This window comes from Methylomonas sp. Uni0011, from assembly GCF_056850255.1.
On the sequence record NZ_JBVVNO010000025.1, the window covers coordinates 41,769 to 55,799 of the forward strand.

The 14,031-nt window shown below is 57.0% G+C and carries 14 protein-coding genes; 9 read left to right on the forward strand and 5 right to left on the reverse strand.

All coding sequences use genetic code 11. From position 1 onward, the window contains the following. Positions 1-100 precede the first annotated feature (100 nt). The 3 genes from AC0IM9_RS18965 to AC0IM9_RS18975 all read left to right on the forward strand — a co-directional run bounded on the left by AC0IM9_RS18965 (position 101) and on the right by AC0IM9_RS18975 (position 3,221). Positions 101-739: a DUF6928 family protein gene (locus AC0IM9_RS18965; protein ID WP_482805036.1), complete on the forward strand. Its 639-nt coding sequence runs from the start codon at positions 101-103 to the stop codon at positions 737-739. Positions 740-1,035: 296 nt separating this feature from the next. Further along, a complete protein-coding gene (locus tag AC0IM9_RS18970) occupies positions 1,036-2,031 on the forward strand; it encodes a hypothetical protein (protein WP_482805037.1) in 996 nt (331 codons plus the stop codon). A 239-nt stretch (positions 2,032-2,270) separates the two neighbouring features. Beyond that, positions 2,271-3,221, forward strand: coding sequence for a dienelactone hydrolase family protein (locus AC0IM9_RS18975; RefSeq protein ID WP_482805038.1), 951 nt, complete (start codon positions 2,271-2,273; stop codon positions 3,219-3,221). 103 nt (positions 3,222-3,324) lie between these two features. Here the strand turns inward: AC0IM9_RS18975 and AC0IM9_RS18980 are convergent, their stop codons facing one another. The 3 genes from AC0IM9_RS18980 to AC0IM9_RS18990 all read right to left on the reverse strand — a co-directional run bounded on the left by AC0IM9_RS18980 (position 3,325) and on the right by AC0IM9_RS18990 (position 5,222). Next, entirely contained in the window at positions 3,325-4,083 is a 759-nt protein-coding gene (locus tag AC0IM9_RS18980) for an Lcl C-terminal domain-containing protein (RefSeq protein ID WP_482805039.1), read from the reverse strand. Positions 4,084-4,392: 309 nt separating this feature from the next. Further along, the gene (locus tag AC0IM9_RS18985) at positions 4,393-4,632 is read right to left on the reverse strand and encodes a Rho-binding antiterminator (protein ID WP_482805040.1); all 240 of its coding nucleotides are present in this window, start codon (positions 4,630-4,632) and stop codon (positions 4,393-4,395) included. Then, positions 4,629-5,222 (reverse strand): Uma2 family endonuclease, encoded by a 594-nt coding sequence (locus AC0IM9_RS18990; protein WP_482805041.1) that lies wholly within the window; start codon positions 5,220-5,222, stop codon positions 4,629-4,631. Before AC0IM9_RS18990 ends, AC0IM9_RS18985 begins: the two co-directional genes overlap by 4 nt. 180 nt (positions 5,223-5,402) lie before the next feature. Here AC0IM9_RS18990 and AC0IM9_RS18995 point away from each other — a divergent pair, with 180 nt between their 5' ends. Next, positions 5,403-6,653, forward strand: a complete 1,251-nt coding sequence (locus tag AC0IM9_RS18995; protein ID WP_482805042.1) for a dicarboxylate/amino acid:cation symporter — start codon at positions 5,403-5,405, stop codon at positions 6,651-6,653. Between the two features lie 10 nt (positions 6,654-6,663). On the opposite strand, the gene AC0IM9_RS19000 is transcribed toward AC0IM9_RS18995, so the two are convergent. Further along, positions 6,664-7,260, reverse strand: a complete 597-nt coding sequence (locus AC0IM9_RS19000) for a Uma2 family endonuclease (RefSeq protein WP_482805043.1) — start codon at positions 7,258-7,260, stop codon at positions 6,664-6,666. Positions 7,261-7,410: 150 nt separating this feature from the next. On the opposite strand from AC0IM9_RS19000, the gene polA reads away from it, so the two are divergent. Together polA and AC0IM9_RS19010 are read left to right on the forward strand one after the other, a co-directional pair. Beyond that, positions 7,411-10,140, forward strand: coding sequence for a DNA polymerase I (gene polA, locus AC0IM9_RS19005; protein WP_482805044.1), 2,730 nt, complete (start codon positions 7,411-7,413; stop codon positions 10,138-10,140). Positions 10,141-10,150: 10 nt separating this feature from the next. Beyond that, entirely contained in the window at positions 10,151-11,056 is a 906-nt protein-coding gene (locus AC0IM9_RS19010) for an MBL fold metallo-hydrolase (RefSeq protein WP_482805045.1), read from the forward strand. Positions 11,057-11,072: 16 nt separating this feature from the next. Here AC0IM9_RS19010 and hldE read toward each other — a convergent pair whose 3' ends face one another. Next, complete coding sequence (gene hldE / locus AC0IM9_RS19015; RefSeq protein ID WP_482805046.1) at positions 11,073-12,503, reverse strand: bifunctional D-glycero-beta-D-manno-heptose-7-phosphate kinase/D-glycero-beta-D-manno-heptose 1-phosphate adenylyltransferase HldE; 1,431 nt, start codon at positions 12,501-12,503, stop codon at positions 11,073-11,075. Positions 12,504-12,575: 72 nt separating this feature from the next. On the opposite strand from hldE, the gene arsC reads away from it, so the two are divergent. The 3 genes from arsC (at position 12,576) to AC0IM9_RS19030 (ending at position 13,999) form a co-directional block, all read left to right on the forward strand. Beyond that, positions 12,576-12,923, forward strand: a complete 348-nt coding sequence (gene arsC, locus AC0IM9_RS19020; protein WP_482805047.1) for an arsenate reductase (glutaredoxin) — start codon at positions 12,576-12,578, stop codon at positions 12,921-12,923. Continuing rightward, positions 12,923-13,516 carry an NAD(P)H:quinone oxidoreductase gene (wrbA, locus tag AC0IM9_RS19025; RefSeq protein ID WP_482805048.1) on the forward strand — a complete coding sequence of 198 codons (594 nt, stop codon included), beginning with the start codon at positions 12,923-12,925 and terminating at the stop codon, positions 13,514-13,516. Before arsC ends, wrbA begins: the two co-directional genes overlap by 1 nt. Positions 13,517-13,636: 120 nt before the next feature. After that, positions 13,637-13,999: a hypothetical protein gene (locus AC0IM9_RS19030; RefSeq protein WP_482805049.1), complete on the forward strand. Its 363-nt coding sequence runs from the start codon at positions 13,637-13,639 to the stop codon at positions 13,997-13,999. The last annotated feature ends 32 nt before the right edge of the window (positions 14,000-14,031 follow it).

Sequence of the window (14,031 nt, forward strand, 5' to 3'; positions counted from 1 at the left end):
CAATTGAAATTGATAAGCCAATAGCCCGGCGTGGGCACTCAAGCGTGCTCACCCGCAGTCAATTAACCCGAATCCGACAAAATCAATTGGAGCATAGCCGATGGGTACAAAAACCTGGATGTTGGTGGTCGCCGACTCAAACCCGCGTCAGGCGTTGGCAGCCAAGCCGACGTTGGATGTCGAGGCCAGCCAACGGCTGGCGGCCGCGTTGTTTCCGAACCAGCGGCTCGAGCCTATCGGCGAGGGTTCCCTGGCGTATACCTGTCCGCCCGACGCCCAGTTGCTGGTCGGATGTTTTCCCGGTGTGGCGGTGCTTGCCGCCAAGGAATTCCGTATCGACCGTCCGTCCAAACTGGCCCGGCATTTCAGCGCGGGCGGGGCCAATGTCACGCTGCATGCGATGCACAGCGTCGTCGATTGGTTTGCTTATGCAACCTGGCAGAACGGCCAATTGCGGCGCTCGCTGAGCCTCTCGCCCGACAGCGGGATTATCGAAGACTTGGGCGAACGCTTGTCGTTCGAAGTTCCGTTTTGGGCCGGTACCCATCCGGCGGTCGATGCGGAGGACGCAAGCTATCCGCTACCGTTTCATCCGTTGGACTTGGCGGAGGCCGCGCTGGCGGAGTTGTTCGGCTACCAACTGGAAGGCTTCGCCGATGTAGCCCTGCTCGATCCGGAATCGATTCCGCTGCTCCGTTACCGGCGGCATCGCCCGGCTTGGTGGAAGTTTTGGAAATAAAGCGCATTCGACTGCAGAGCTCAGCCGCATCCCATCACTTGAATCGTCGCTAGTTACCAAAGTCGGCCGCTCGGCGTTATACATCTATACTTAACCGCCTTCCGGCCAGGATTCGTTGTCTGCGGTAACGCCAGCAGTGCTTGGATTCAGGCTGCAAGAGCGATTGTAATCATCATCCATTGGCACCGGATGCAGGTGTCCGTCAGGCAAGCGGTTTTTCTGCATTACGACCGGCGCAGCAGCATGGGAACTAAGGCGAAGGCGTTTCGCGGCATTATTGAATACGGAAAAATATCATGAGTTTGAAAGGTTTGGCTTCAGCGTTTGCGCTAGTGTTATCGGTGGTGGCAACAGCTGTCGGGATTAGCATGCTGCAAAGCCATTTCGGCTGGTCGAATGCCACCATGTCTTGGCTTTTCTTCGCTATCGGTACGCTTGCCTCTGTGGTTTTGACGTACCAATTGAGGCATCTCGCGTTCGTCAATGCAATCCCGATCGACAAGAACCGGCCGCTAAAACTAAAACCCTTGCATTACGTCGGTTTGCTCACGATGGGAGTGGGCGCGATACTGTCGGTAGCAAGCGTCACTGGCGTATTCGTGACGTTCCAGTATGCCGACAAGTTCGTGCTACTGCTCGGCTTAGCGGTTTACATGGCCACTACCCCCGCGAACGGGCGGTCGATATTCCAAGCCAATCGGGCCGCGGACGTGTCCGCTAGGCTGAGATTGCTGGCGATCTTGGGTGCTTGCGTGTTGTTGCCGGCCATCGTCGGCTGCTTGGTCGACATCACATTGAGTACGATTCTACCCAGCGATTTTGGATTATCGGTCGGTATCGGTTACGGCGCGGTCCTGGCAATCGGCTTGGTGACTATGACCGAAATAACCCGCAACCGTGTCGGCACGCCTTACCAAGCCAATAAGCCATTCCAAAAGCTGCTGCAAAAAAGCTGGATTAGAATCCCGCTTACCCTGGCGATGGGCCTTTATATCGGTGTCAGCGGAATTGGGCTTGGCGCGGCTTACGGTTACACCCATTTTTTCGGCGACGAGGTAACCAAAGTATTCAGAGTATCGGGCTGGCATTACGGCAGTTCGCGGAGTTGCGACAAACCGGAAATCGAAGGCCGACCGTTGCTGATTGGCAAAAAGGCGCTTTGCGTGCCAAAAGACGCCAGATTGAGTATGCCGGTTGGGACGGATCTGACAATAGCAGGCCGCGAATCGGTAATGGGTTTTAACGTCGATAAAATTAGTGCTTACCGGCCGCATATCGGTCCGGCGAACTAGCCAAAAGGCTTTTTACCTTTGCATCCAAGGGCACTGAGCCATCGGGACGGACCGGCAAACCGGTATTTCCGCGAGCACAAACGGAACACCGGTGGAAAAAATACGATTGAGTTATCAAGTTAGCGCCGCCGGCCCGATCCAGCGAACCGAGACTATACTTTGAAGCGCCTTAAGTTAAAGCCTAGTCTTGAGCCTTTCCGGCAACATCTTGAATTCGCCCTTCTGAGGAGGAAACGACTATGAGCAAATTCCGCGATGCCTTATTCGCAGGCATATTACTATCGAGTGCATTTTCCGGCGTTCAGGCTCACGACGGTGCAAATTGCGCTGCGCAAAGCCGACCCAAAATCGAGTTTGTCGAGATTCAATCGGAAAAGTTGGCTTTCAATCCGGGCGTTCCGGGTGGGGTGGTCAATCAAGGCGCGTTAACCGTCAAAGCCAAGTTGTCGTTGCCGGGAAAGAGACACTGCCGCGGTAAGCACGCCGGTTTGCCGGCCGTGGTGATTTTACATGGCTCCGCCGGAGTGGATGCGCGCGGCGACTTCTATGCCAGCGAGCTGCAGCAGGCCGGTATTGCCACGCTGGAACTCGACATGTGGGAAGCCCGCGGCGTTGCCTCTGCCGCCAATCGTCCGGCCTTACCGATTCTGACCTATCCCGATGCCTTTGCCGCGTTGGAGTATTTAAGCAACCAAGCCGAGATCGACCCGGAAAGAATCGGCGTATTGGGCTTTTCCTGGGGCGGCGTCATGACCCTGGCCAGCGCGACCGAACAGGTTACTCAAAAATACGGCGGCGGCCGGCATTTCAAAGCCCACGTCGCCAACTATCCGTTATGTTACGGCTACAACAATCCGCGACTGCCTTATTTCAGTTTCGGTAGCCCGAACGGGAATCCGTTAACCGGCGCGCCGGTGCTGATCCAGATCGGCGAGTTGGACGAGTACGACGAAAGCGCCGCGCCTTGTCTGGCGTTGAAAGCAGGTCTTGCGGCCGACGAACAAGCGCTGGTGGATGTGCTTAGTTACCCAGATGCCACGCATGCTTGGGATCGATTAATGGTGCCGATTGCGATCACCGACAATTTTTCGCATTTGGGCCGGGGCGGTACGGTCAATATGATTCCGGATGTGGAGCAGGCCTATGACGCGCGCGAAAAAACGGTTCGTTTTTTTAAACGCAAGCTTTAGTCGGTAAGTTTGGGGCTGCTTGTTTGCGGCCAGGCGAATCGAATGTACGGCCAGGCGGTTCGGCCGAGCCGCAGACGCGGCTAGCCTTATCCGTTTCGGGAGTTCAATCTTTGCCTTTGATGACGGCTACCAGACCGGCTAAGCCTGAAAACATAAACCAGATGGCGGACGGTATCGGCACGTTGCTGGGAGCGACGTCGCCATCTCGGACCGCCCAAGCGTACAAGCGGTTGGATTTGTCGAGATTTCCCGATTGATAACCGGAAACCACACTGTAATTCCAGCGTCCTCCGGTATTGGGATTGTTTGGTACGAAAAGCTTCTCGGCTTCCCAATAAATCGACCATTGCACATTGTTAAAACTGACGTTTTTCTGGCTGTTGGAGTCGAGGAAGGTTGTATTCAAAAAGCCTCTTTCGCTCGGTGCAACCTCGATGCCATTGATGGTGTAATTGGCTTTGTTATCCAATTCCAGAAACAAATGTCCTATTTCGCTGCGGCTATTGTTGTAGCTGGCGTCGTACGCGCCATTGAATTTGTCGGGGCAGGTCGCATAGTTTGCGGCAGTTGAACAAGTTGCCGTGCCGCTCAAGCCTGCGGACGGCAAACGCCAATCATCGTAACCGCCATAAACCAGTTGATCCGCCCAGGCTGTTGCCTGGTCCCAAGTCATGCGGCCGGCAAAATTGGTGGTTGTGTAGCCCGAGGTATTGGCATAGTTGGCATCTTGCAACCAAGTGATGTTTTGGCTGCTGTCGTAAATCATGCCGTTGCCGCGGTCATAAAGTGCTGCATGGGCCGGGCTGGAGAAAGCAATGGCAGTCGGTATGGCCAGAAGAGGTAATCCGAGTATGGTTTTCATTAAACATCCTTACTAACAGTGACCGCATCCTAAAGCAAAAAATGCACCATCACTGAAGTCTTCATAGAATATTAAATGATTACAAATAGATAGCGGGAAGCGTTGAGAATAGCTCCGGCTGACAGCGGTAGTTTGTCAAAAATTTCGACAAATTGTTCTGCATTTCCATGTCGAAGCGAGGGATGAGCAATTCTTCGCTACTCGATCCGAAATCGATGCCGCTGCTCCGTTAGCAGCGGCACGACCCGATTTGGTGGAAGTTTTGGAAATAAAGCGGATTTGATCGAACTCTGCAGCCACGGCGGCCGCTTAAAACTTGATTTCGTTAAATTTTGCTCCCGGCGTCAGTACCTCCAACTTGGCCAAGCGATTGGTTTCCACCCGCTCGGTATCGAGCTGCAAATATTCGCGTTTGTCTGCGGTCGTCACGGTGTCGACAGCTTTGCCTGCCACCACGCTGCCGTCTGTCAGCGTCAGTTTGACGCGGTAGCCGTAGATACAGGCAATTTCCAGGTAATCGTGCAGGTTGCAGTCAATGGGTTGGGTCATGGTTGTAGCGCCTGTTCGCGGAATTCGTTGATGTCGCGATTGTCGACCCGGTCGTAAATGTCCTCCACTTTCAGCGTTAGCCCGATCGAGGTAAACGTCACGTCGTCGCCGAGAAAATAGTACTCGGATAGCCAGTGGTTGGCGCGGCGCAGGACTTGCACCGAAACGATGTCCGGTTCTATCAGCACGTATTCCTGCAACGACGGCAGGTTGGTGTAGCGGATCAGTTTGGTGGTGGTGTCGGTTTTACGGGTGGAGCGGGACAAGACTTCGACGATGATGACCGGCGCCGTCGAAAATAGGTCGTTTCCGGACATTTTGCTGCAATCTACCAGTACGTCCGGGTAGACGTAATCCTTGCCGATCTGCAGTTTGATGTCGGCCATGAACGTCGCGCAGGGCGTACCTTTTAGATGACTTCTGAACTCGCCGAGAATGTTGGCCGCGATGCAATTGTGGTTATAACCGGCACCGGCCATCGCGTGGACCTGACCGTCGATATACTCGCGCTTGACTTCGGCAGCCGCCTCGCTGGCCAGGTATTCGTCCTCCGTCAAATAAACATCGGATTGATCGGTGTGGAAAGCCATGATGCGCCCCGCCTAAAACTGTTCAAGGAAATAATCTAACGCCCGGCCGGCAGGCCGAGTGCCGGTATTGTTAGAGATCGGATTGGGAAATACAAGACGCGCCGAACCACGGCAAAGTTAACAAAGCCGGCGAAAAGACCTACTATCCAGGCTATTGCGACTGCCGGGCGGATATCTGCCATGAAAAACCACCACCGATTATTGCTCAGCCTCGGGTTGGGCGCCGCCGCCGGCCTGGCTTGCCACGGTTTTGCCGACCATGCCGGCTTGCAGGCATTCAACCGCTACCTATTGGAACCGGTCGGCCAGATTTTCCTGCGGCTGATCTTCATGATCGTGGTACCGATGGTGATGAGCGGTTTGATGCTGGGCGTTTACCAGCTCAGCAGCCACCACGGTTTGGCGCGGGTTGCCCAGCGCACTTTGTTATTTACGCTGATTGCCAGCTCGGCGTCGGTGGTGATCGGCGTGTCGCTGGTGAATCTGCTGCAGCCCGGCACCGGTCTGGATATTTCGCAACTGCTCGGCGACGAGGCCGGTGTGCACAAGATTCGCCAACACGTGGCGCAAGCCAAGCCGGTGGTGCAATCGTTGCTGGAGATCATCCCGAAAAACCCGTTCAACAGCGCCGTGCAGGCCCTGGACGGCGAAATGCTGTCGTTGATGTTTTTTTCGTTGGCGTTCGGTGCGGCGTTGGCGGCGACGAACGGCGGCAAACCGTCGCGTTGGCTGGAGTTGTTGGAGGAAACTTACGCCGCCTGCCTGCGGATAGTGGACGCGGCGATGCAATTCGCGCCGTGGGCGGTATTCGCGTTGGTGTTTCAATCCACCTTTAAATTCGGCCACCAGATTTTGTTCTCGCTGGGATTCTATGTGCTGGTGGTAGTAGTCGGCCTGCTGCTGCAACAAGCTCTGGTTTATAGCGTAATGTTAAGGCTATTCAGAGGTATCGCGCCCTGGCCGTTTTTCCGGCAGTGCCGCGACGTGTATTTGTATGCCTTCGCGACTGCGTCGTCCAACGCCACATTGCCGCGCTCATTGGAACTGGCGGAACGGGAATTGAAACTCAGCCCGGAAGTTTCGCGCTTTGTGCTGACGATAGGCTCCACCGCCAACCAGAACGGCACGGCGCTGTTCGAAGGCATTACCGTGTTGTTTCTGGCCCAGGTCTACGGCGTCGATCTATCGCTGACGCAACAGGTGCAGGTGGTATTGATGTCGATCCTGGCCGGCATCGGTACCGCCGGCGTGCCGGGCGGCTCGCTGCCTTTGATCATGATTCTGACCCAACAGGTCGGGATACCGGCCGAAGGCATGGGCCTGATTCTGGGGGTGGACCGGTTTCTGGACATGTGCCGCACCACCTTAAACGTCAGCGGCGATTTGGTCATCGCCGCGCTGGTCGATCAACCGCGGCAAAATTCAAGCTAATGCCGACCGGTTAAGGCAGCGACTCGGCCGGCGGCTGTTGGTTAAACGCCACGACGTCCTCGTTATCGACCTGCTCGTAAATGTCGGCCACGCTCAGGCTAAGATCCAGCGCTGCGAATTCGATCTGGTCACCCAGATAGTAATAAAACGACTGCCAATGCTGGTTGCGGCGGAATACCTGAATCTCGCCTTTATCCTGCTCGACCAGCACGTATTCCTCCAGCGTCGGCAGGGTCTGGCAGCGCAGACGTTTGGCGGTCTGGTCGAATTTGCGCGTGGTTTTGGACAACACTTCCACGATCACGACCGGCGCGGTTTTGTAGTAGGCGTCCTGCTGGTCTTCGCCGCAAACCACCATCACGTCGGGGTAGAAGAAATCGTCGGCGATGCGCAGTTTCATATCGGACATGAAAGTCTTGCACGGCTTGCCTTTCAGGCCGTTTTTGAACAGATTGAAAATATTACCTTCCAGCAAGTTGTGGTTCTCACTGCCGCCGGTCATCGCATAGACTTCGCCGTCGATGAGCTGGTGGCGGAGCTCGGACTGGCGTTCGCCGGCCAGATAGTGTTCCGGGCTGATGCGGGTTTTGAGTTTGGCAAGGGCCATGGTCGTTCTCTGCTAAGTTGCGGATAGCAATAGTCTACTGCGCTAAGCACCGCCGAGAAAAGCGTGCGCCGGCGGCGTGTGAAATTCTACGCTTGCAGCGCTCTGGCTCGCCCTGTATCGTTCCGGCATCTATCTGTCTTTCGACCGCACATGTCCGATTCCGCCATCCATAAACTGATTCTCGTCGACGGTTCGTCGTTTCTGTTTCGCGCCTTTCACGCCGTACCGCCGCTGACCAACAGTAAAGGCGAACCGACCAACGCCATTTACGGCGTCTCCAACATGCTGCGCAAGCTGATCAACGACTACAACACGCCTTACTTCGCTGTGGTATTCGACGCGCCGGGCAAGACCTTCCGTCACGAGTTGTACGACCAATACAAGGCCCATCGGCCGCCGATGCCGGACGAATTGCGGGTGCAGATTCAACCGCTGCACGACTTGATCCGGTCTTTGGGGTTGCCGCTGATCATCGAACACGGGGTCGAGGCCGACGACGTGCTGGGCAGTCTGGCGCAAAACGCCGCCCGCCAGGGCTTCAATGTCATCATTTCCACCGGCGACAAGGACATGGCGCAATTGGTCAACGAGCAGATCATTCTGGAAAACTCGATGACCGGCGCGGTGATGGACATTGCCGGGGTGCAGGACAAATTCGGCGTCAAACCGGAACAAATCATCGATTATCTGGCTTTGATGGGCGATGCGGTGGACAACATCCCCGGCGTGCCCAAGGTCGGACCGAAAACCGCCGCCAAATGGCTGCAGGAATACGGCACGCTGGACAACCTGATCGCCAGCGCCGACCAAATCAAGGGCAAGATCGGCGACAACCTGCGCGAGGCCTTGGGCCAATTGCCGCTATCGCGGGAATTGACCACGATCAAATGCGACGTGGCTTTGCATTACAGCCTGGACGATCTGAAACGCAAGGAACCGGATATCGCCGCGTTGAAGAGCCAGCTGGGTAGCCTGGGTTTCAGCAGTTGGTTGAAAACGCTGAACGGCGATGCCACGGCAACCGCCGCCGGACCGGTCGGGCAAGCCGCAGCGCCGAAACCGGCGCCGGTCGCAAAAGATTACCAAACCATCCTCAGCCAAGCCGAATTCGATGCCTGGCTGGCCCGGCTGGAACAAGCCGAGTTATTCGCGTTCGATACCGAAACCAGCAGCCTGAATTACAGCGAAGCCGAGATTGTCGGCGTTTCGTTTGCGATCGAAGCCGGCCAAGCCGCGTATTTACCGCTGGCGCACGATTATCCGGACGCGCCGGCGCAACTGGATCGGCAGAGCGTGCTGCAGGCCTTGAAACCGTTGCTGGAAAGCCCGGACCGCGCCAAACTCGGCCAAAACCTGAAATACGACGCCCACGTCCTGGCCAACCACGGCATCGCGTTGCGCGGTATCCGCCACGACACGATGCTGCAATCCTACGTGTTGAACAGTACCGCGACCAAACACAATATGGACGACCTGGCCAAGCACTACCTGGGCGTCGATACCATTCATTTCGAGGACGTTTGCGGCAAGGGCGCCAAGCAGATCGGTTTTGCCGAAGTGGCGATCGACCGCGCCACCGAATACGCCGCCGAAGACGCCGACATCACCTTGCGTCTGCACCAAACCCTGTCCGCCGAATTGCAGCAACGGCCCAGTTTGTGGGCTTTGTATAACGATATCGAGCTGCCGCTGGTCAAAGTGCTGGCCAAAATCGAGGAAAACGGCGTGCTGATCGACAGCGACATGCTGGCTCAGCAAAGCCAGGAGTTGGCGGACCGGATGATAGGCCTGGAAATCCAGGCCCACGATCTGGCCGGCTCGGCTTTTAACCTGGGTTCGCCGAAACAGATTCAGGAAATCCTGTACGACCGGCTGAATCTGCCGATACTGAAAAAAACCCCGAAAGGCCAGCCGTCGACCGATGAATCGGTATTGCAGGAATTGGCGGTGGATTTTGCGTTACCGCGGCTGATTCTGGAACACCGCGGCCTGAGCAAGTTGAAATCGACTTACACCGACAAACTGCCGCAGCAGATCAACCGCAAAACCGGGCGGGTGCATACCTCCTACCACCAAGCTGTGGCCGCGACCGGGCGTTTGTCGTCGACCGACCCCAACCTGCAGAACATTCCGATCCGTAGCGAAGACGGCCGCAAAATCCGCCAAGCCTTTATTGCCCCGTCCGGCTACAAAATCGTCGCGGCCGATTATTCGCAGATCGAATTGCGGATCATGGCGCATTTGTCCGGCGACGCCGGTTTGCTGAAAGCCTTTGCCGCCGGTGAGGACGTGCACCGCGCCACGGCCGCCGAAGTGTTCGAAGTGGCGCCGGATCAGGTCACCCACGATTTGCGCCGCTCGGCCAAGGCGATCAACTTCGGCCTGATTTACGGCATGTCAGCCTTCGGCTTGGCGCAGCAATTGGGCTTGCCGCGCAATCAGGCCCAGTCTTACATCGACCTGTATTTCAGCCGTTACCCCGGCGTCAAGCACTACATGGACAGCACGCGGGAATTGGCCAAGCAGCAAGGCTATGTGGAAACCCTCTTCGGCCGCCGTCTGTATTTGCCGGACATCAACGCCCGCAACGCCGCGCAACGCCAGTACGCGGAACGCACCGCGATCAACGCGCCGATGCAGGGTAGCGCCGCCGACATCATCAAACGGGCGATGATCGCCTGCCACGACTGGATCGAAACCAGCGGCGCCGACCTGAAAATGATCATGCAGGTGCACGACGAACTGGTGTTCGAAGTGGCCGAGCCCATTCTCTCGGACAGCATCGCCAAAATCACCGGCATCATGTCCGCTGCCGCCGAGTTGGCCGTGCCCTTGCTGGTGGAAGCCGGCACCGGCGCCAACTGGGACGAAGCGCATTAGGCCGGCAGGCATGAAGTTCAAGTTCTGGGGCGTCAGAGGCTCGATTGCCACGCCGGGGCCGAATACGGTCCGCTACGGCGGCAACACCACCTGCATCGAAATCACCAGCAGCGCCGGCGATCTGATCATTCTCGACGCCGGCACCGGCATTCATGCGCTGGCGCAAACGCTGCTGCACCGGCGCGATCTGACCGCGCATATTCTGATCACCCATACCCACTGGGACCATATCCAGGGCTTGCCGTTTTTCCTGCCGATGTTTCGAGCCGGTAACCGCATCAATATATACGGCGGCCTGGAACCGGTGACCCATCAGGGCATCGAGCGGGCGATGCGGGTGCAGTTGCAGCACGCCTATTTCCCGATCAGCGAAGCGCAATTGAAGGCCGAGGTGCGTTACACCACGCTGAAAGCCGGGGAGCCGATCCGGATCGGCAGCGTCCGCGTCACGCCCACCGTGCTGAACCATCCGGTGTTCAACTTCGGTTACCGAATCGACGATGACGCCGGCGGTTCGCTGTTTTTCACCGGCGACTACGAGCCGCCACTGAACCCTTATCCGGAACAGCATCCCGGTTACGAAGCGATGCAGGAATTGATCGACCAGAAAAACGAAGAAGTGATCGGGGCAATGGCCGGCGTCGACGCGCTGATCATCGACAGTTCCTACACCGACGCCGAGTATGCCGAGCGCCACGGTTGGGGCCATGGCACCTACCGTTCGGCGTTAGATATCGCGGCTCAGGCTAAAGTCAGGCAATTGTTTCTGACCCACCACGAGCCGACCCGAAGCGACGCCGATCTGGATACGATTTATTCCGGCCTGTTGCAGGCCGAGCGCTTAGGATTTCCGGTCTGGCTGGCGCGGGAAGGCGACCAATATTCCTTGCCGTACCAGCCGGACCAGTCCGGCTAGCGTTCGGCAATCGAAATCAAGGCCGGGATTTATCGCGGATGGTCTGAATGATGCCGGTGGTCGAATGGCCTGCGATGAACGACAGTATCTTCACCTCGCCGCCCGCGGCCAACACGCTATCGTGGCCGGCGATGCTGGTGATGTCGCTATAGTCGCCGCCTTTGACCAGAATGTCGGGCAGTAACTGGTCGATAACGGCTTTGGGCGTGTCTTCCGCGAACTCTACCACCCAGTCCACGCATTCCAGCGCCGCCAGCATTTCCATCCGGTGTTCCAAATCGTTGACCGGGCGTTCCGGGCCTTTCAGACGCTTGACCGAATCGTCGCTGTTGACCAGCACCACCAGGCGGTCGCCCAGGGTTTTGGCTTGCTGCAAGTAACGGACGTGGCCGGGGTGGAGGATGTCGAAACAGCCGTTGGTGGCGACGATTTTTTCGCCGTTCTGTTTGGCGGCGGCGCGTTCCTTGAGCAGTTCCGGCAGGGTGCAGACGCCCTTGTGGCGCGCCCGCGGGCCCTGCAGCGCGGCGGCCAGTTCGTCGGTATCGACCGTGGCGGTACCCATTTTTCCGACCACGATGCCGGCGCCGATATTGGCCAGTTGGGTGGCTTCGGCCAGCGGTTTTTTCGCCGCCAGGCTGGCGGCCAGCACCGAAATCACGGTGTCGCCGGCGCCGGTCACGTCGAACACTTCGCGAGCATGGGTCGGCAAATGCAGCGGTTCGGCATCCTTGCAGAGCAGGCTCATGCCGTGCTCGCCGCGGGTAACCAGCAACGCATCCAGTGCCAGGGTATCGATCAGATTCAGGCCGCGTTCGACGATTTGCGCCTCGTTGCTGCAACGGCCGACCACGGCCTCGAATTCGCCCAGGTTCGGCGTGATCAAGGTCGCATTGCGGTAAATCGAAAAGTCGCTGCCTTTCGGATCGACCAACACCGGCTTCTTCAGTTGCCGGGCCAGCGTAATGAATTGCGGCACTTGGTTTAAGGTGCCTTTGCCGTAATCGGACAGTACCGCCACCTGCGATTGCATCAGTTCGGCGTGGTATAGATGTAGCAACGGCTCGCTGTCGATTTGTTGAAAACCGTCTTCGAAATCGAGCCGGATCAGCTGCTGATGGCGGCTCATCACCCGCAGTTTGGTGATGGTCGGATAATTCGGTATCGCTTGGAACAGGCATAACACCCCGGCATCCTTCAGCAATTTTTCCAGCGCGTTTGCGGCCTGGTCTTCCCCGGTAAAACCCAGCACCGAGACTTTGGCGCCCAGCGCGGCAATGTTCAGCGCCACGTTGCCGGCGCCGCCGGCGCGGAATTCGTCCTGTTTGACATGCACTACCGGCACCGGCGCTTCCGGAGAAATACGCGAGGTCGGGCCGTGCCAGTAGCGGTCCAGCATCAGGTCGCCGACCACCAGCACCCGAGCGTTGGAATAGTTGGGTAATTGCATGGCTGTGTGAAGTTATCCGTGATTCGAAGGGTGCTATTATAGCCGCAACCCATTGCGATACAGGTGCGAAGCATGAGCGTGAAAATCTACCACAACCCGCGTTGCGGCAAATCCCGCGACACTTTGAAACTGTTGGAAGCCAACAATATCCAGCCCGAGATCGTCGAATATCTGAAAACCCCGCCGACCGCCGCCGAATTGCAGGATATTTTGCAAAAGCTGGGGCTGAAACCGCGCGAGTTGATGCGTACCAAGGAACCCGAATACAAGGAAAACGGCTTGGACGACAAGTCCTTGAGCGACGCCGAGTTGATCGAAGCCATGGTCAGAATTCCGAAACTGATCGAACGGCCCATCGTACTGAAGGACGGCAAAGCCGCCGTCGGCCGTCCGCCCGAAGCTGTTTTGAGTATCCTGTAATGGCGAAAATCCTGATCCTGTATTACAGCCGCGACGGCGGCACGGCGCGGATGGCGCAGCATATCGCCCGCGGCGTCGAGTCGGTGGCCGGAGCCGAAGCGCTAGTGCGCACAGTGCCGGAAGTATCGGCGGTATCGGAAAAAGTTGCCGATAGCATTCCCGACAGCGGCGCGCCCTACGCGACGTTAAACGATCTGGAAAATTGCGACGGTATGGCGTTGGGCAGCCCGACCCATTTCGGCAATATGGCGGCGGCGTTGAAGTATTTCCTGGATAGCTCGACGCCGTTGTGGTTTTCCGGCGCCTTGTCCGGCAAACCGGCCGGCGTGTTCACCTCTACCGGCAGCATGCACGGCGGCCACGAAACCACGCTGCTGTCGATGATGTTGCCGTTGATGCACCACGGCATGTTATTGCTGAGCCTGCCCTGCAACGAAATCGCGCTGCGGGAAACGGTCAGCGGCGGCACGCCTTACGGTCCCAGCCATTGCTCCGAAGCCGATGCCGAACTGACCGAGCACGAAAAGCGCTTGTGTTGGGTATTGGGTGAGCGTCTGGCGAAGACGGCGCTGGCGTTGAAAGGCGCTTCCTAATTTGCCGTGACGTTAATTGCGGAATCGATTCATAACAGCTGAAGCAAGTATTTAATATCGTTTGCCGGCCCGCTCCGGGTTTCGATAGTCTTGACCAATTTTTGTTGGAGGGTGAGTTCGATGAGAAGTTTATTGATCGTATTCTGCATGACTGTCGCGACGATAATCGTCGGCGGCTGCGCAGCTGCATCGCAAGGGCGTAAATTTGACGATACCTACGTCTCCCAGATCAGAAAGGGTGTCACGACCAAAGCGATGATCAGGCAACATTTCGGTGAACCGGTGTCGACGACGAAATCGTCCGATTTCGAAACATGGACTTATAGCTATTCCGATGCCTACGGTAGAGGCTATATCCAAGGCATGTCTTACGGTCTGGTCAGGGAAAAGTGTAATGGTCAACAAAAACCGGACACCACATCAGGCAGCGTTTCTATAAAATTCCTGCTCGAATTCAAGCGGGGATTGATAGCCCAATGTTGAGTGCGATCGGCGGCCGTTATAAAAAGCCAAAT

Excerpts from the sequence above, each read along its gene's own strand:
- AC0IM9_RS18965 (WP_482805036.1), top strand. The coding sequence starts at position 101 with ATGGGTACAAAAACCTGGATGTTGGTGGTCGCCGACTCAAACCCGCGT.
- AC0IM9_RS18970 (WP_482805037.1), top strand. The coding sequence starts at position 1,036 with ATGAGTTTGAAAGGTTTGGCTTCAGCGTTTGCGCTAGTGTTATCGGTG.
- AC0IM9_RS18975 (WP_482805038.1), top strand. The coding sequence starts at position 2,271 with ATGAGCAAATTCCGCGATGCCTTATTCGCAGGCATATTACTATCGAGT.
- AC0IM9_RS18980 (WP_482805039.1), bottom strand. The coding sequence starts at position 4,083 with ATGAAAACCATACTCGGATTACCTCTTCTGGCCATACCGACTGCCATT.
- AC0IM9_RS18985 (WP_482805040.1), bottom strand. The coding sequence starts at position 4,632 with ATGACCCAACCCATTGACTGCAACCTGCACGATTACCTGGAAATTGCC.
- AC0IM9_RS18990 (WP_482805041.1), bottom strand. The coding sequence starts at position 5,222 with ATGGCTTTCCACACCGATCAATCCGATGTTTATTTGACGGAGGACGAA.
- AC0IM9_RS18995 (WP_482805042.1), top strand. The coding sequence starts at position 5,403 with ATGAAAAACCACCACCGATTATTGCTCAGCCTCGGGTTGGGCGCCGCC.
- AC0IM9_RS19000 (WP_482805043.1), bottom strand. The coding sequence starts at position 7,260 with ATGGCCCTTGCCAAACTCAAAACCCGCATCAGCCCGGAACACTATCTG.
- polA (WP_482805044.1), top strand. The coding sequence starts at position 7,411 with ATGTCCGATTCCGCCATCCATAAACTGATTCTCGTCGACGGTTCGTCG.
- AC0IM9_RS19010 (WP_482805045.1), top strand. The coding sequence starts at position 10,151 with ATGAAGTTCAAGTTCTGGGGCGTCAGAGGCTCGATTGCCACGCCGGGG.
- hldE (WP_482805046.1), bottom strand. The coding sequence starts at position 12,503 with ATGCAATTACCCAACTATTCCAACGCTCGGGTGCTGGTGGTCGGCGAC.
- arsC (WP_482805047.1), top strand. The coding sequence starts at position 12,576 with ATGAGCGTGAAAATCTACCACAACCCGCGTTGCGGCAAATCCCGCGAC.
- wrbA (WP_482805048.1), top strand. The coding sequence starts at position 12,923 with ATGGCGAAAATCCTGATCCTGTATTACAGCCGCGACGGCGGCACGGCG.
- AC0IM9_RS19030 (WP_482805049.1), top strand. The coding sequence starts at position 13,637 with ATGAGAAGTTTATTGATCGTATTCTGCATGACTGTCGCGACGATAATC.